Raw genomic sequence first — 17104 nt, 5'->3', positions numbered from 1 at the left:
GAATGCGAGTTGGTCCGGATATGCCCTGCCCCACGCGACGCTCGTCACGTCGCCACATGATCGCCCGCGGCGCGGCGCAGATGCTCGCCTGCGTGCTCGTGTTGCCCGGGGTCGTCCTTGCCGCGTCGGGCTCGGGTCCCTTTTCGCCGATGTTCGACACGGACCGGGCCGTGAAGTCCGAGGTCATCGCGGCGCTGCGCTGCGGCACGCCGCCGGCACCACCGGCGGACCTGACCGAGCGGATAGAGGCCGAGACGCAGATCATCAACGCCTTCGGCAATATGGTTTCCGACATGGCCGACCGGGCCGCGCTGGCGGCGTTCGGCGGCGGCGAGGCCGCACATTGCGCGCTCACCTGGCTGCGCAGCTGGGCGGAGGCGGACGCACTGGCGGGAGTGGTCAGCAAGCACGCGACGCACATCCGGAAGTGGGAGCTGTCGGGCTATGCGGGATCCTACGCGAAGATCCGCCAGTGGGCCCCGGAAACGGACAGGGCGGTCGTGGAAGGGTGGCTGCGGCGGCTGGCGCGTCTGGTCGTCGCGGACTTTCCGCGGGACTCCGACCTGCCGTCGCGGCACAACAACCATCTCTACTGGGCGATCTGGGGCGTGGCCAACGCGGCGGTCGCGACGGACGACGCGGCGCTGTGGACCTGGGCGCGCGACCGCCACGCAGAGACGCTGGCCTCGATTCCCGCGGACGGCTACCTGCCGCTCGAACTGGAGCGGGGCAAGTCGGCTCTCGGCTATCATACCTACGCGACGGCGGCGCTGGTGCTGACGGCGGAACTGCTGACGCGGAACGGCGTGCCCGCCTATGCCATGTCCGGCGGTATCCTGCACCGGCTGGTGGAGCGCAGCCTGGAAGGCCTGAAAGACCCGCAACCCTTCGCCGAACGGTCGGGGCAGCCGCAGGAGGTCGAACCCATCCTGCGCGGGACGCGGCTGTCGTGGCTCGAAGTGTACAACGCCCGCTTCCCGAAAGCGGAGACGGAAGCCCTGCTCCGCCAGTACCGGCCGCTCGGCCACCGCACCTACGGCGGCAACGTATCGGCGCTGCTGGCGCCCTGAAACGCCCCGACGGTCAGAACCGCGCGCCGACCCTGGCCGACGCCTCGAAGCCGTCGTTGCGGACGGTCGGGTCGTTGCTGTCCCGATCGACATAATCGAGGCCCAGCCCGACGAACCCGACCTTCGTCAGCCGATAGGTGACGTCGGCGCCGACCCGGATGATCTCGTCGGTCCGGTCGTCGGGGCGAATGCGGCTGTTCACCACGAATTCGCGATTGTCGAACTCGGCCGCCGCGCGCACGTCCAGCTTCTCGGTGACCGCATAGCTGTAGCTGACGCGTCCCCGCGTCGAGATCGTGCCCGAGGCGCCGGCCAGCGTGGTCTCGCCGATGTCGCGCTCCACCTCGAGCCGGAGGGCCTGCTGCGGGAGGAACCGCCAGTCGAACACCCCGAGAAAGCCCAGGGTGGTGATCGTCTTCAAACGGTCGTCCTGATAGTCCTGGACCGCCAGACCGATCGTCGAGACGGCGGCGAACTCGCTGGTGTCGGTGCCGTAGCGCGCCCCGACACGCGGCCGGAGGCCGTATGAATCCCGGTCGAAACCGCGTGCGCCGCTGAAATCCTCGTCGTAGAGCCGCCAGTTGACGCCCGGATCGACGAGCAGGAACAGATCCGGCTGGATGCCCCATCCGAGACGGGGGACCGCGTCGATCTCCGTCCGGCTCTTGCCCTGATTGTCGATGCGGGTGCCGTCGAGGCGGCGGGAGTCGCGATAGTCGAAGTTCCGCGCGCGCGCCTCCGGCGCGAAGAGGAACGCACCCGCACGGTAGGCGGCGTCGAACAGGAGTTCGCCGCGCCAGAACTCCGTAACTTCCGCCGCCTCGCGGTCGGGCGTGTCGATGTCCGCGCCGATGGACTGATGGCTTCGGCCGTAGGACCCGCGCAGGCGCATGAAATCGCTCGCCAAGTCGCCGCGAACGAGACCGGCGGTCAGCACGAAATCCTCGTAATCGTTCCGGGTCTCGTCGAAATACCGGCCGATCTCGGCTTCGACCGCGATCTCGGCGTCTACCTCCGGCCCGTCATGGATCAGCCGCGCGCGCGGCGCGCCGATCCAGAGCAGGTCGGACTTCCGGTCCGACGGCGCGCGGTAGACGTTGTCCTGGAAGACCACGCCCGTGTAGCCCTCGAGGACGATACGAAGAAGCGCCTCAGGTTCCGCCGGCTCGCGACGGTCGAAATCCGCCGGAAGCTGAGGGAACCCGCGTTCGATCTCCGACGGCGTCTCGAGCGATTCGCCGGACGGAAGCGCCGCGTTCGACTGCGCCGCCGCCGCCCCCGGAAGCACCGAGGAGGATGCGAGGACCGTTCCCGCAAAGATGGCTGCGCGCGCCGCATACGCGGTGTGCAGCAACTGCGTCTTTTTCATCGGCGAAACTACAGTCCCCCCAAGAAGATACGACCGTGATGCAATAGCAACTACGTGTTGTCAACGCCCCACAGCCGGGTCTCCGTATACCGCCGATGTTTAGCGCGCTAGTGTTGCCAAAGCCTGAAGGCCGGCATCGGCCATGCCGATCTGGTTGCGCCGCGCGGCGAGCAGCCAGGTCTTCGCGCGCTCGGGGTCGCGCTCCACGCCCAGGCCCTGGAGATACATCATCCCCACCTGGTACTGCGCCTCGCCGTCGCCGGCCCGCGCCGCAGCCTCGTACCAGCGCAGCGCTTGGCGAGGGTCGATTTCGTCGGATATCCCGACCGCCAGCGCATGCGCCAGCGACCGCATCGCCGGGACGTCGCCGCCCGCCGCCGCGCGACGCCAGAGGGTCACCGCGCGATTCCCCGCCCCCTCCTCGCCCGCGGCGACGATCCGGTCGCCGAGCCGGCGCATCGCGACGACGTCGCCCGCATCCGCCGCGCGCGCATACCACGCACCGGCGGCACGGGCGTCGGCGCCAACGCCGCGCCCCTCGTCATAGGCCTCGGCGAGTGCACGCATGGACCGTGCATCGCCGCGTTTGGCCGCGCGCCGATACCAGGCGACCGCGGCCGTCTGGTCGCGCACGCCGATCAGCCCGTCCGCATAGGCGCGCGCGATCGACGCGGCGGAGTCCGGGTCGGTCGCATGGAGGCGCCCCAGCAGCGCTTCCGCCCGGGCCGGATCGCGGGGCACGCCGTCGCCCGTGCCATAGGCCTTCGCGAGGTCGAACATCGCGGAGCCGGACCCGGCATCCGCCGCGGCCGTCAGCCAGTGAACCGCGCGTGACCGGTCCGCGACCCCGGACCGCGCATCGCCGTAGATCGCGATCAGCCTGCCCATGGCGCCGACCGACCCGCGCTCCGCCGCCATCTCGTACCACCGAACCGCCCGGGGGATGTCGGGTGTGCCGTCGACGCCCCGCTCGTACAGCGCCGCCAGACTCGTCGACGCGCCGACCGAGCCCTCGCGAGCGGCAACCTCGTACCATTTCGCCGCCGCCGGATTGTCCGGCGGGCCGTCGACGCCTCGCTCGTGGAGCTGCGCCAGCAGCAGCGCGGCCGATATCGACCCGCCCTCCGCCGCGACGGTCAGGTATTCGCGCGCCCGGACGGGGTCGGGGGCGACGCCGGTTCCCGTCGCATAGGCTTCGCCGAGGTCCTTGTAGACGCCGGTGGCGCCCAGGCTCAGCGCCTCCTGCCAGTAGCCCACGGCACGGGCGGGATCAGCAGGCACGCCGGTGCCCTGGGCATAGAGGCGCCCCAGTTCGACGGGTGCATCCGGCAGACGAGCGGCCCTGGCGCGTTCGAACATTCGGATCGCCTCGGGACCGTCGACCGGTCCGCCGGTTCCCGACGCGTGCAGGCGGCCGCGGATCAGCGCCGCATGGGGGTCTCCGCCGGCGACCGCCCCGTCTATCAGGCCCACCGCTTCGGCCAGTTGCCCGTCCGTCCGGCCGGGCGATGCGAGGAGGACCTGCGCCAGGTCCATTTCCAACCCCGCCTCGCCCGCGGCGGTCGCGCGGCGGAACCAGCCCGCCGAAGCGACGAGGTCGGGCGCCCCGAAGCTGCCGTCCCGATGGAACTTCGCGAGCTCGACCATCGCGCGCCGCGCGCCGCGGTCGGCGGCACTTTCGAGCATGCGCCGCGCGCGCCGCTTCTGCGCCGGTTCCGGCCGCGCCAGCCAGAGCAGCGCCAGGTCGGTGAGCGCCCCGACGTCGCCGAGTTCGACTCCCCGGGTCAGCAGCCGTTCGGCCTTCAGGGGATCGGGCGGCAGCAGGATGCCGTCGGAATTGAGACGCGCGAGTTCCCGGACGGCGCTCACCTGTCCCGACGCAGCCTGCGCTTCGAGCGCGCCGACACCGTTCGACACGAGCCGCGCCAGCGGCACCGACGGCCGGACCTGTCCCTGCTGCGCCAGACGCGCCAGCGCGATGGCGGCACGCGGATCGAAGGCCCGCGCTTCCTCGTACAGGGCGGCCGCGGCCGCGGCGTCGGGTGTGCCGAGCCGGCCGCTCTCGTGCAGTTCCGCCAGGAACATGGTGGCGGGGGCATAGCCGCCGCGGCGGGCGATCTCCAGCTCGCGGAGAATCTCCTGCGGATCGCCGCCGCCCTGCCGGTCGAGCAGCCGCGCGCGATCATAGTGCAGACGCGCGACGATGGCCGGGTCCCGGGCCTTGGCGATCCCAGCCTCGACAGCATCGAGTGCCGCGCGCCGGTCACCGGCCTCCGCCTGCTCGCGCGCCCGAAGCAGTTCGACGCTGCCCGGCTTGTCCTCCAGGCGATAGGAGCAGGCCCCCGGGAGGGCGAACAGACAGATGGCGGCGGCCGATCGCAGCAGGCCGATGCGAGCGCGACGTGTAGTGCCGTTCATGGCATGCCCCTCAGTTCGATCCGTGCATCCGACGCCGTTCGGCGGGAGCGGGGTGTGTCTGGTCGCGGAGCCGGCTGAGTGTGTAGATCGACATCAGGTTGCCCCGCTCGGCAGCCGCCTCGAACAAGCCCTGCGCCGCCGCCTCGTCCGGCGGCCCGAAGCGACCTTCCTGCTGGAGCCTGCCGAGGCGGTAGAGCGCACGGCCGTCGCCCGCCGCCGCCGCCCGGCCGAACCATGCCAGTGCCGCGTCGCCGTCCTTCTGCGACGCATCCGCGAGCGCACGCTCGCCCAGCGTCACCATCGCGGCGACGTCGCCGCCGGCGGCGGCATCGCGACGCCAGCGCTCAGCCTCGGCGGGATCGGCGCGCGTGCCGAATCCGGTCTCCAACGCGTCGGCGACGAGGTGCTTGCTCTCGGCAGAGCCGCGAGCGGCGGCGAGCAGCGCGAAGCGGAAGCCGGCGGTGGCATCGGCGCGACCGAACCAGCCGTCGAAATGAGCCCGCGACAGCCGTTCGATCGCCGGAACGTCGCCGAGCGCAGCGGCGCGCTGCAGCCATTGCAGCCCCGCCGCGCGCGCCTCCGTCTCCGGTTTCGCCAGCTGCAGGTCGGCGACCTCGCGCATCGCGACGCCGCTGCCGAGCGTCGCCGCCCGGGTGAAGATCGCGAGGGCGAGGTCGGCATCCTTGGGCAGGCTGCTACCGTCGCGATAGGCCCGGCCGAGGGCGACGGACTGCTCGATGTCGGCTTGGGCGAGGGCCGAGGCGCGATCGAACCAGCGGACGCCATCGCGAAGCCGTGCGGCGTCGCCGCGGCTGGCGTCCAGAAGGGCGAGCATCGCCGGCAGATGATTGAGTTCGGCGGCTCGGCGGACGCGTTCCCCGGAAGGCGGCCCGGTCATCGTCCCGACGGCGAAGATCGCATCGGCGATCCCCGCCTCCGCGGCTATCCGGCGGCTCCGTTCGGCGACGGCCGCGGGCATCAGGTTCAGATCCGGATGCCTGTCCGACAGCCCGGCCAATGCGGCATGGCACCGTATATCGCCCAACCGGGCACATTTCGCGAACCAGTCAGAGGCGATGTCGGGGTGGGTGCCGAGCGCCGTCTGCCCGTTGTAGGCACGGCCGATGCGCAGCATGCGCTCCGGTGCGCCGTAATCATCGAGCCCTGCCGCACGATGTGCATCCGGTGCGGCCCTCTCGCGCCCGTTCCGGAACAGGTTTCGCGCACGCTCCAGTTCCAGAGCGGCCACGACGCTGCCGTTGCGCGCCGCCTGCTCCAACGCAGTCCGCGCGTCGTCTGCTAGCTCGCCGTCCAGAATCGCCTCACGAAACATCGTCCGGGCCACGGCAGAGGCGGCCGCGTCCGAACCGGTACCCGCGGCTTCAACCAGGAGCGCACGCATCCGGTCGGCGACCTTCGCGGAGACGCTCCCTGCGGCCGCGAGGCCCTGAAGCCGAAGCATGGCACCGATCACGCCCCGCTCGGCCGCCTCCTGAAGCATGCGGACCGCCTCCGGCACGACGCCCTCGGTCATCAGGCGGAGTTCGGCGAGCGCTGCCTGCGCCTCCGCGCTTCCCTGCGACACCGCCCTGGTCAACGCACGCGTCGCCGCCGGTATGTCCACCGTCCCCTGCCAGCCCTCCAGGTAGGCGCGCGCCAGCATGGCGTGGTCGAGGCTCGGCGGGTGTCGTTCCGCTTCGGCGAGCAGGGTGGCGACGCGGCCCTGGTCGATCGGCCCGCCGAACCGGCCGGCCGCGTCCTCCGCCAGCAGGATCGTCACGCCCATCGAGTCCGGGCCGTGGCTCGCGGCGAAGGCCGCGGCGATGCGATCGGCGCGCGCCCGGTCGCGAGCGGGCAGAGGCCCCGCCAGCCGCAGGCGGAGCAGCATCGACTGGGCGCCGCGCGTTCCACGACCGCTCTCCCGCTCGAGCAGGGCGATGGCACGATCGAGGTCGTAGGCGACGCCGTCGCCGCTCAGCAGCAGGTCCGCCAGCGCGACGGCGGCCGCGGCCACGTGCCGCTCCGCGGCCGCCGCCAGGAGTTCCTCGGCCTGCGCGGGATCGCGCTCTCCATCGACCGGGTCGAGATGGAGCCGGGCGAGGGTCGTCAGGGCCCCGCACTCGCCCCCCGTCACGCGGCCCCACAGCAGGCTGCGCGCCTGCGCGAGCAGCGCCGGCACGGACGCGGCGCCGGCGCCGGCGCCGGATGCACGATGCCGCGCGAGGGCCAGCATGGCCTCGGCGCTTCCGGCGACGGCGGCCGAGGCGAGCGCCCGGTCGGCGCTCGGCACGGCCGGAAGCGCGGGCCAGCGCGCCGCCAGCTCGCCATACGCCAGGGCGGCCCGCGCCTCGCCGCCCCGCCAGAGGCTCCGGAGAAAATCGAGCACCGGCGCCACGTCGCCCGGCGCCGCGACGGAGGCCGCAGCCGTCCGAGCGACACGCCATTGCGCGTCCCGAAGCGTGACACCCTGCGCCCGCGCCGCCGCGTCGGCCGCGGCGTGCAGTTCGGCGACGCTGCCGAACGTGCGCGTCCCCAGGAGATCCGGTTCCTGCTCCACGAGAGACCGGGTGTCGATGCATGCCTTCGGCACCAGGGGCTCCCACACCGCGGCGGAGGCCAGACCGCACCAGAAGCCCACGGTCAGGACGGCAGCTGCGGCAACTCCGGCGAAGCGGATCATGCACGCCTCCTTGCGGCGAGAGGTCTTCGCGGTGCGGCGGGGGCCGGCCGCTCGCCCCAGAGATGCTCGAATGCGAGCACGGCCATGAGCAGCGCCGCCGCCGGGATCCAAACCAGGACACGGACCATGAACGCCGCATGGATGAGGCTGTGGTTCTTGAAGGCTGCGTACCACAGCAGGACCATGGCCACCGACGCGACCACCAGGGCCACGCGAACGACGCTGGTGGCCGAGCGCGCGTGAATGAGACCCACGACGGCGAAACCGACGATCGCGAATCCGCACGCGACGAACACCAGCTGCGCCAGAACGGGATTGCCGCCCGCCAGGAAGTCGAGCTTCGCCACCAGTGCTTCGGCGACGTCGAGACCGGAGATCTTCGCCTGCCCGCCGTCCACCACTCCGTCCGTCCGGGTGACCGTCGTCGTGCCCATCCGGGTGATCAGGGCACGCGCGAAACGGATCAGCGCGTCGTTGCCGAAATGCCAGAAGTTCAGGGCGAGGTTGAACAGGAAGGCGAGGACGATGCCGCCCAGATAGGCGAACACCCCCAGGACGCTGCGACGGACGTATGGGCCGGGCGCCGTGTGACGCTCGCCCTGCAGCGCCAGCAGGCCGAGAAGCATCGCCAGGCCGATGACGGCGCCGCCGGTGAGATATTCAAAGAAGGCGACGAAGGCGCCGAAGGCGGAAAGTGCGGCGTAGTAGGCGACCCGCCCCATGGCGAGAAGGTCGCGGCCGGTCGCGAAGATCAGAAAGGCGAAGATCGTCCAGGCGAGCGGCGCGTGGGACGGCGACTGGCCGAAATAGGGCAGCCCGTAGAACAGCGCGAACGCGACCGTCAGGGCGACACCGCCGGAAGCGCGAAGCTGCGCCATCTCGTCGGACGGTCCCCGTCCGGGCGCGAGGCGCCGCAGGGCCAGTAGGCAGGAGGTCAGCAGCAGGGCGTAGCAGAGGCCTTTGTAGAGCAGCCGCATGCCAGGTACGTCCAGGACCGACAGAGCGAATACCGTGACCGCCCGATAGCCGTGCAGGTATCGCAAATAATTGCCGTAGTCTTCGGTCCCGAGGCGATCATCTAACAGATGATCCCGCATCACCTCGCAATAGGTCGTGCGGCCGCTCGGGTCGCCGACGAACTGGCCGGCCGACAGATATTCACCGATCTCCTCCGGGCGGATGATGGTCATCCAGAAGACCAGGCAATCGTTGCGCTGGTGGTAGCCCTTGACTGCGTCGTGCGGGAGCGAGTTCGCGAGCTGCAGATCGCCGTCCACGAACGCCTGGCGAAGATGCGCCGCAGCTCGATCGGGCGGTATCCAGTAGGACAGGACCTGCACCGCCACGAAGAACGCGAAGCAGACCGCCGTGGTGGCTATGGTGACGCCTGCGCCGAGCAGCGTCTCTTTCGCGGTCACGGCGATGGTCATCCGCCTGTTCCCTGCACCGGAAGGTCACGCTCGATCTCCGCCAGCAACCGCTCGGCGTCACCGGACCCGAGCGCCATGGCCGAGCGCAGCCACGTACGGGCTTTCGTGATGTCCTTCGTGACCTGATCGCCTTCGAGATACGCACGGCCGATAAGGAACTGCGCGTTCTTGTCGGCGCGCAACGCAGCACGCTCGATCCACACGAAGGCGCGGCGCGGATCGGGTGCGGTTCCGTAGCCGTTCCGGAACGAGAAGGAGAGTTCGAGCATCGCGGCCGTATCATCGGCTGCTGCGGCGGCTTCGTAGAATTCGAGCGCGCGTTCCGGATCGGCCTCGACGCCGAAGCCGATGGCGTAACAGCGGCCCGTCTCGCGCAGTCCGAACACCGAGCCGGCGCGCGCCGCGCGCAGGAACAGCTTGAACGCTTCGACCGGGTCGAGGCGGACGCCGAAGCCGGACGCATAGGCCCGCGCCAGCTGGTCCAGCGCCTTGACCGAACCGCGCTCCGCCGCCCGCGTGTACCAGTAGACCGCCTTCTCCGCGTCCAGCGGCACCCCGCCGCCGTTCGCATAGGCTTCCGCGATTTGAAGCATCGCACTGCTGCTGCCGCGCTCCGCCGCCAGCTCGAACCAGTGGGCCGACTGGACCAGGTCGCGCGGCAGACCGTAGGTGCCGGCGAGATACGCCTCGCCCAGCCGCCGCATCAGCGTGGTGTTCCGGCCGCCATTCTCCAGCGAGCGCCTGATCCAGAACATTTCACGCTCCGGATCCACGTTCGCAATATCGCCGATCCGGTGCGCTTCGATGAGCCGGGACATCGCCTTGCGGCTGCCGCGCTGCGCGGCCAGTTCGTACCAGGAACGGGGATCTCCACCGTCCAGCCGCCCCTGCTCGATCGCCTTGCCGATCAGGAACGCGGCGGACGCGCTTCCCGCGCCGGACGCCGCCCTGACCAGCGCGGTGCCGCGTTCGAACGCCGCCGTCCCCGGCGCCGCCTGCATCAGCGGCTCCGCCAGATGGACCATCGCGGCCGCGGAGCCCATGGCCACGGCCCTCTCCAGCCACTGCCGGCCCGATGTGGCATCCGCGCCCTGCAGGCGCCCCTCCGTATGCAGGAGGCCGAGCCGGAAGGCGGCGTCGGGACTGCCCGCATCCGCGGCCATCGCGAGCAGTTGCGCGCCGCCCTCCGCGTCGCGCACCCCAGGGTCGTCGCCCAGCAGGAGATCGGCCGCCGCAACCATACCCTGAAGCGAACCGGCGGCTGCGGCGCGACGGAACCACGCCAGCGCCAGAGGCAGATCCCGCTGGCCCACATCATCGTCGCGCAGGAAGCGTCCCAGGCTCATCATGTCGCCGATGGCACCATTCCGCGCCCCGCGTGCGAGGAACTGTTTCGCGCGCGCCACGAGATCCGCTTCGACACGCTCGGTCGGTACCGGGACGGCACCGCTCCGGTACAGCCGCGCAAGGGCAATGGCCGCGGCGGGGTCGGACCAGCTGGCGCCCCAGAGAAGCCGCAGCGCCTGGGCACGGATCGGTGGGGCGTCGGATCGCAGGAGCCTGAGCGCGAGCTGCGTGGACGCGCGGCGGTCGCCCATGTCTGACGCGCGCCGGAGCAGCCCCTCGACCTCGGCATCGGGTGCCCCGCGCGCCGTCCGGATTCGCGAGAGTTCGAGCAGCGCCTTGGCCGTGATCTTCCCCGGGCCGCCGCCGGCAGCCGCCGCGAAGGCAGCCTCGGCCGCGGCGGTGTCCGCGTTCGGACGCAGGTCGCCGAGGAGCCCGTCGCGGAAGAAACGGCCCAGCTCGTATGCTTCGCGTGCCGGCGAGATCTCGCCGATACGGCCCAGCATGCGGCGCGCGCCGTCCAGGTCTCCCGTCCGGATCAGCGCGCGCGCCTCGACGACGCGCTCGCCCGCCCATACGTCGAAGGACGGTCCGCGGAAATAGCTCCAGTGCATCGCGAAGCCGGCAGCCGCCGCGCAGATCACCAGCACGCCGCAGGAGAGAAGGACGCGGATGTTCATCGCTTCGCCTCGTCCTGTTCGACCGCAGCATGGGCGCGCGCCCCTCCGGCACCGCACGCCTCGCCGGCCAGCGGCTCGACGAAGTGGCGGACCGGCTTCACGAAGCCCGCTTCTTCGAGCCCGCAGTGAATCGCCGGAATGGATGGTGCGCACTGGTCGGCAATGGTCACGCCGCGACCCGACAGGCCCACCAGATCCCGCTCGACCTTGCGGTCCATGCCCGAAATCAGCCGCGCCCCCAGGAACCGGTTCTTGCCCAGCGTGACCGCGCTGACGGACTTCAGATTCATCAGGCTCTGCCGGCCGGCGAGCAGGTTGTCCGCCACCGTCAGCGAGGTGACGGGGAAGTACGGGTCCAGCGCGTAATCGCGCTGCGGCTGGTCCAGCGCCCCCGTATATGCGGTAACGGCGTTGATGCTGTTGCCGGTCACGCGGTTCCGGAAGAGCGAGATCGACCAGCTGTTACGGACGAGGGCGCCGTTCCGGTCGTTGCCGAATATCTCGTTCCCGACGACGAGGGCGCAGGAACTCTCGAAGAAGGTCAGGCCGTCCTGACGATTGTCGAACAGCAGGTTGCCGAAGATCAGATTGGACACGGAGTCGCGGTCGATCATCAGGCCTGAGCCGGCATTGTCGAAGGAGACGTTGCCGATCCACCAAGCGCTATCGACTTCGCGCGAGCCGATCAGACCATGCGCCACCTTGGTGCCGTAGGCCGTGTTGTACGCGAAGACCAGGCCGTTCGAGCGATCGTGCGGGTCGACGCCGTAGACGACGCTGTTCTCGTACGTGTTGCCGACGACCCGCATGTCGTCCGCTTCGTACGAATAATAGCCGTACAGCATCTGATCGAAGATCGAGTCGGTGATCGTTCCCGTGGGACGCGCGAGCTTCGACCCGAAGCCACGCAGCAGGTCCGCCGGTCCCGCCGAGAAGGACATGCCGTAACTCTTGTCCGACTGGTAGCCGAGGCCGGCAATCCGTGACTGGGTGACCAGGGTTTCCGACCCGGACCAGGCGAGGAAGAAGGGGCGGTAATCCTGCCGCGTTTCGTAGTGCAACGGGGCCTGTTCCCCCGACTTTTCGCTCCAGGACGTCAGTTCGGTGTCGACGATGAACAGTTTCCCGGCATTGACGAGGTACGACGAGCCTTCCTTACTGAGCCGGAACGATTCGACGTCGTTGCCGGAAATCACCAGCGACGCCTCGGGTCCGACGAGTACGGGCATCCGCACCAGATACTTGCGCCCCTCGCGCGTCAGTATCTGGTCCTCGTCGCTGTCGCGGAGACGGTCGTAGATCGCCGGCAGATCGAACACCCCGGTTTCGAGAAAGATGTACCGCGGATGCCGCGATCCCTGCGCATCCCGCGCGAGATCCACCTTGCCGACGTCGGCCATGAACTTCTTGTTGTACTGGCTGTACTGCAGGAAGGTGACGTGCATCCGGCCCGGCGCGATCGCGGGAACCGCTGCGCGGATCGAAGCCGCGTCAGCCCCGCGAAGGTCCGGAAGGTCCGGCAGTCGGAGCTTTTCGCCGGGATCGTCGCTGCCGAAGAAACTGATGCTGCCCCTGGAGTAAAGCGGAGCGCGTTGCTTCGCCACGAGCGCCTCCGGACGGTCCGGCACCGCGGGTCCCGGCGGCATGCCGTCCGCAGACCCCGTCAGCGCGCCGGACGCCAGCACGAGTTCGCCATGCCGCCGCGCGAGCAAACTGAAGCCTTTCGCGCGGTCCGCCCATGTCGGGATCGCGCGGACCAGCGCGGTCGCCTCCCGCACATGGCCCTGCTCCATCAGGACTTCAGCGACGTCGCGGACCACCCTGGCCCTTGAGCCGGACGGCGGAAAGGCCTCGATCCGCTGCAGGGAAGCCATCACGTCGCCGGACCGGGCCGCCGCCACCGCGAGCATCCCCTGGACATCCAGACGCCGCTGCCGCTCCGGGCTGAGCCGCTGCACCGCCTGCAAAGCGAGATCGTATCGTCCGAGAGCGGCCAGTGTATCGACGAGAAGCACGTGCAGCTCCTCGTCGGTGCTGCTGGTCCGCGCGCCGGCAACGAGCGCCGCCTCTGCCCTACGCACCATCGCGTCACGGACGCCCACCTCGGCACGCGGGTCGGCCCACAGTACCCGGTCACGCGCCAGTTCCAGGTTCGCACGGACCCTGGCATCGGCGTCCGCGATACGCTCGATGTATCCGGCCGCCCTCGCATAGGCACGGTCGCGGAGCGCCGCCCGGGCCAGTTCGTACCCGACGAGGGCCGCCTCGTCCGCATCCATCGTTTCATCGGCTAGCCGGTCGAGATCGCGCGATCGCTCCGCCTGCAGCAGAAGCCGCGCGAATTCCCCGATGCGTGCGCGCACCTCGGGAACGGCGGACGCACCGCTGCGCCATAGCTTGACGGCGGCGACCGCGTCCTCACGCTGCAGCAGCAATGCGAAGCGCTGCGCCTCGAGCGCGGGCCGGAGGGCTCTCACCCCGGCGGCCGATGTCTCCCGGTCAACGAGATCCAGCAGCCCTTCGGCCTGCGTCCCGTAGCGCTCGGCGCCGAGCCAGGCGGCGATATCCAGAAGCGCCGCCCACCGCTCCCCGGCCACCTCGATACCGAGCGCCGTCTGCCGCGCCGCCGCGAGTTCCCTGGACGCCAGTTCGTAGGCGACGACACGTCGAGCCACCGCGGCCGCGAGCCGGGAATCGAAGATCAGCCGGTGCGCAAAGAGCCGCGGCGGCTGAACGCGCCACACGATCTCGCGCTCCACGATGCGCGCGAGCATCCGGTCGCGCTCCGTGGGAACGGCCTCCGTAGCGAGCGTCAGGGTGGTCGCGAGATCCGAGAAGCCGACCAGCAGGAAGCGCTCCGCGAGCGCCAACAGGCGCGCGTCGCGCAGTTCCGGGGCATCCCCGGCCTGAAACAGCATCTGCGCTTCGGCGCCGGCCGAACCGTCCGCGACATCCGCCCCGGCGAGTTCCCGCAGCGCCGCGATGCGCTGCGCGATATCTCCGATCGTGGCCGCCCGTTCCCTGGCCTCCGCACGGGCGGCGGGAGACAGGAGAGCGCCCAGCGAAGCGGCTCGCCGCTTGAGCGCATCCTGCACCGCCGGGCTCGATACCTCCAGGACGCTGCGCCAGGACATGCTGTGTGCCTTTTCGGCGCTGGCGACCCGGCCCTTCGACAACTCGATCCGCGCGAGATCCTCGAGCAACGCGACCCGCTCAGCGGGGTCGTCGAGTTGAATGATCGCGTTGCGCGTCTCCACCGCCAGGTCGTCGGCGGCGCCCGCCGATATGGAAGGCACCTTCAGCCCGGCGAACAGCGCGACGATCAGATCGAGCCACAACGGCTGCGCCGCGCGCCTGTCGTACGCCACGCCGTCCTGCCGCGCGGACAGCTGGTGGCTCCGCAGCGCGGCACGCGCCCGGTCGATGGTCTCGGTCGCCGTGGAGAACACCAGCGGGTCCCGCCCACGGTAGAGGCTCCACCGCTCGCTCGCCGTCGCGTCCCGTGCCGGGATTGCGACACATGTGACCAGGGCAGCGATCTGGAGCGCCGCGATCGTTGCCCTCTGAACCGATCGTGGAGCGCGCACGCGTTCGTATCCTTACTTGTCGGCCGGTCCGGCGCGGAACACGAAGCGCCGCGCAGCCAGGAAGTTGACGATCATGCCGGACAATGCGCCCAGCCCCGCCGCCGCGACCGGGTGGCGGTAGAAGACGTCGCTGCCGGCGACCAGGGCGGTATAGGTGCCGAGATTGAGCAGCGCGCCGCCGCTGTTCGAGGCCAGATAGCGGCCCCACTCCAGAACCGGGTGTCCTTCCGCCTCCGGAAAGGTGAATCGGCGGTTCAGCGCCCAGGCCGCCGTCGCTGCGGCGAGGAACGAGATCGCGCGCCCGGTGTAGGGTGACGTACCGGCAGCTTCGATCGCGACGAACAGGGTGGCCGCATCTACACCGAAGGCGGCGACCCCGACGAAGCCGAACCGCACAAACCGCGAAGCCTCCGCCGCAGCCAGCCCGGCGCGGCTCAGGGGATCCGCCACGGAACGGCTCCATGCGAGAGGTAGTGCAGCCGCTTCAGTTCCCGACGGCCCCGCGTGACCGTGTCCAAGATCAGGCCGCACACGAATGACAGCGCAGCGAGCACGATCAGAGCCGACGCCAGCACCGCCGTCGGCAACCTCGGCACCAGCCCGGTCGCCATGAACTCCGTGATCAGTGGTATTCCCATCGTCAGGCTCGCGAGCACGAGCAGGCCGGCAACAATCCCGAAGAAGCTCAGTGGCTTCTCGAGCTTGAACAGGTCCACGATCAGCTTGAGGATGCGCAGTCCGTCGCGAACGGTCGACAGCTTTGACGACGATCCCTCAGGCCGCTCGCCGAACGGCGTGCTCAGTTCGTCGACCGGCAGCCGCAGTTCCAGGGCATGGACCGTGAGTTCCGTCTCGATCTCGAAGCCGGTGGAGAGCGCCGGGAAGGTCTTCACGAAACGACGGGAGAACACCCGGTAGCCAGACAGCATGTCGACGAAGCGGCTGCCGAAGATGAAGCCCACCACACCGGTGAGCATCCTGTTGCCGAACGCGTGGCCCGGTCGGTAGGCCTTGGCGTCCTGGGCGGCGCGCGACCCGACGACCATGTCCAGGCGGTTCGCCAGCAGATACTCGACCAGGAAGGGCGCGGAACGAGCATCGTACGTGCCGTCTCCGTCGGCCATGACGTAGACATCGGCGTCGATGTCCGAGAACATCCGCCGCACCACATTGCCCTTGCCCTGAAGCGGCTCCCGGCGGACCACGGCGCCGGCGGCCTCGGCCGCGGAATAGGTCCCGTCGGTCGATCGATTGTCGTACACGTAGATCGTCGCGTTCGGCAGGCTCTCGCGGAAGCCCGCGATGCATCCGGCGACCGTCAGTTCCTCGTTGTAACAGGGGAGCAGAACCGCGATCGACAGACCACCGAACCGCATCAGAAACTCTTCGCGGCTCAGCACGCGGCGTTCGGCGGTGGAGGGTATCTGCCTCATTGCATCACTCCTTCAGCAGCGCCGTCGCCGCGTTGATCGTGCGGGAGATGGACGAGATGCGCAGGGCGACCGGCTGTCCGATCTCCGACACGGGGAGGTCCTCGCTCAGCGAAACCTCGATGCGGGCCAGTGCCGGGGTGTTGAAACTCCGGCCGCCATAGCTGTTGGGATCGATCGACGCCGCCTTCACGCGCTCGACGGTCCCGGCGACGCTCTGCCGGCCGTCGAGAAAATCGACGAACGCGTCGTCGCCGGGCTTCACGTGGCGGGCGGCCTCCAACGGCAGTTGCGCCACGACCACCTGGGCGGCGGAATCCGGCGTCATGCCCACGAGCGCCTGATTGACGTTCACATACTCGCCGTCGGCGATGTACGTCGTGGCCAGCACGCAGTTGCACGGACTCTGGACGAGCCGAACCGCGCCCAGTTCGCTCTCGATGACCGCCAGCACCGTGTCTTCGGTCACGTCCGTCCCCGGCGCGACGAGGAGGCTGCGCACTAGGCCCGCGAGCGGCGCGCGCACCACCACTGAATGGCGGCTGCTGAGCGTGCCTGCGGCCTCGGTCACGAACGTACGCTCGGCGATGGATGTACCGACGAAAACGAAGCAGGACAGGCCGACGATCGTCAGCAGCGTCAGCCCCACCACCTTCTTGAAGCGGGCCTTCGCGCCGCCGCCCGCCTTCGCGGCTCCGTCCGGCCGGCTCGGGACGAAGGCATCGCGCGCGGCCACGTCGAAAACGTCCCCCGCCCGGATCATCTGCCCGCTGAGATAGCCGTTCACGACGTATTGCAGAAAGCTCTGCTGCCGCCGGGTGACGTCGGTGAAGCAGAGCCCGGGACCGAGTGTCTCTCCGCCGCCGTGCTTCACTTCTGCCTTTATCGGCAACGACATCTCGAAGTCGTTGAACGGGATGCGCAGGACCAGGTCGTGGCGCGCCCCCCTGACCAGCGGACCCGCCTCGGGCGGCAGGCCCAGACCGCTGACCGAGATGTTCGACGCCTCGTAGCGCTCGCCCTTGAGCTCGACGGAGACGGGGATTCGAAGCCGCGGATGCTGCCGCTGCACTTCGGCTTCGTGGATCAGTTGCAT

10 protein-coding genes are annotated in these 17104 nt (G+C 70.0%); 1 reads left to right on the top strand and 9 read right to left on the bottom strand.

The features are described 5' to 3' along the window. The first annotated feature begins 56 nt into the window (after positions 1–56). Positions 57–1070, top strand: coding sequence for an alginate lyase family protein (locus ABIE65_RS23250; RefSeq protein WP_354081093.1), 1014 nt, complete (start codon positions 57–59; stop codon positions 1068–1070). Positions 1071–1083: 13 nt separating this feature from the next. On the opposite strand, the gene ABIE65_RS23245 is transcribed toward ABIE65_RS23250, so the two are convergent. The 9 genes from ABIE65_RS23245 to ABIE65_RS23205 all read right to left on the bottom strand — a co-directional run bounded on the left by ABIE65_RS23245 (position 1084) and on the right by ABIE65_RS23205 (position 17104). After that, positions 1084–2439 (bottom strand): outer membrane beta-barrel protein, encoded by a 1356-nt coding sequence (locus ABIE65_RS23245; RefSeq protein WP_354081091.1) that lies wholly within the window; start codon positions 2437–2439, stop codon positions 1084–1086. A 99-nt stretch (positions 2440–2538) separates the two neighbouring features. Next, positions 2539–4857: a tetratricopeptide repeat protein gene (locus ABIE65_RS23240; protein WP_354081089.1), complete on the bottom strand. Its 2319-nt coding sequence runs from the start codon at positions 4855–4857 to the stop codon at positions 2539–2541. A gap of 10 nt (positions 4858–4867) precedes the next feature. Further along, positions 4868–7537 (bottom strand): tetratricopeptide repeat protein, encoded by a 2670-nt coding sequence (locus ABIE65_RS23235; protein WP_354081087.1) that lies wholly within the window; start codon positions 7535–7537, stop codon positions 4868–4870. Beyond that, positions 7534–8967 carry a hypothetical protein gene (locus ABIE65_RS23230; RefSeq protein WP_354081086.1) on the bottom strand — a complete coding sequence of 478 codons (1434 nt, stop codon included), beginning with the start codon at positions 8965–8967 and terminating at the stop codon, positions 7534–7536. The genes ABIE65_RS23235 and ABIE65_RS23230 overlap by 4 nt, the downstream gene beginning before the upstream one ends. Continuing rightward, on the bottom strand, positions 8964–10991 hold the full coding sequence (locus ABIE65_RS23225; protein WP_354081084.1) for a tetratricopeptide repeat protein: 2028 nt from the start codon (positions 10989–10991) through the stop codon (positions 8964–8966). The genes ABIE65_RS23230 and ABIE65_RS23225 overlap by 4 nt, the downstream gene beginning before the upstream one ends. Next, complete coding sequence (locus ABIE65_RS23220; protein WP_354081082.1) at positions 10988–14578, bottom strand: right-handed parallel beta-helix repeat-containing protein; 3591 nt, start codon at positions 14576–14578, stop codon at positions 10988–10990. The genes ABIE65_RS23225 and ABIE65_RS23220 overlap by 4 nt, the downstream gene beginning before the upstream one ends. A 12-nt stretch (positions 14579–14590) precedes the next feature. After that, a complete protein-coding gene (locus ABIE65_RS23215) occupies positions 14591–15028 on the bottom strand; it encodes a GtrA family protein (RefSeq protein ID WP_354081080.1) in 438 nt (145 codons plus the stop codon). After that, positions 15013–16011: a glycosyltransferase gene (locus tag ABIE65_RS23210; protein ID WP_502918562.1), complete on the bottom strand. Its 999-nt coding sequence runs from the start codon at positions 16009–16011 to the stop codon at positions 15013–15015. Before ABIE65_RS23210 ends, ABIE65_RS23215 begins: the two co-directional genes overlap by 16 nt. A gap of 4 nt (positions 16012–16015) precedes the next feature. Next, positions 16016–17104: a PilZ domain-containing protein gene (locus tag ABIE65_RS23205; protein WP_354081176.1), complete on the bottom strand. Its 1089-nt coding sequence runs from the start codon at positions 17102–17104 to the stop codon at positions 16016–16018.

Source organism: Constrictibacter sp. MBR-5, from assembly GCF_040549485.1.
In the GTDB taxonomy this organism is placed as follows: domain Bacteria; phylum Pseudomonadota; class Alphaproteobacteria; order JAJUGE01; family JAJUGE01; genus Constrictibacter.
The sequence above is the reverse complement of the archived record's forward strand: the minus strand, read 5'-3'. Positions and strand labels throughout refer to the sequence as shown.

Coding starts and splice junctions, on each gene's coding strand:
- ABIE65_RS23230 (WP_354081086.1), bottom strand. CDS start 8,967: ATGACCATCGCCGTGACCGCGAAAGAGACGCTGCTCGGCGCAGGCGTC.
- ABIE65_RS23210 (WP_502918562.1), bottom strand. CDS start 16,011: ATGAGGCAGATACCCTCCACCGCCGAACGCCGCGTGCTGAGCCGCGAA.
- ABIE65_RS23240 (WP_354081089.1), bottom strand. CDS start 4,857: ATGAACGGCACTACACGTCGCGCTCGCATCGGCCTGCTGCGATCGGCC.
- ABIE65_RS23205 (WP_354081176.1), bottom strand. CDS start 17,104: ATGCAACTGATCCACGAAGCCGAAGTGCAGCGGCAGCATCCGCGGCTT.
- ABIE65_RS23245 (WP_354081091.1), bottom strand. CDS start 2,439: ATGAAAAAGACGCAGTTGCTGCACACCGCGTATGCGGCGCGCGCAGCC.
- ABIE65_RS23235 (WP_354081087.1), bottom strand. CDS start 7,537: ATGATCCGCTTCGCCGGAGTTGCCGCAGCTGCCGTCCTGACCGTGGGC.
- ABIE65_RS23250 (WP_354081093.1), top strand. CDS start 57: ATGATCGCCCGCGGCGCGGCGCAGATGCTCGCCTGCGTGCTCGTGTTG.
- ABIE65_RS23225 (WP_354081084.1), bottom strand. CDS start 10,991: ATGAACATCCGCGTCCTTCTCTCCTGCGGCGTGCTGGTGATCTGCGCG.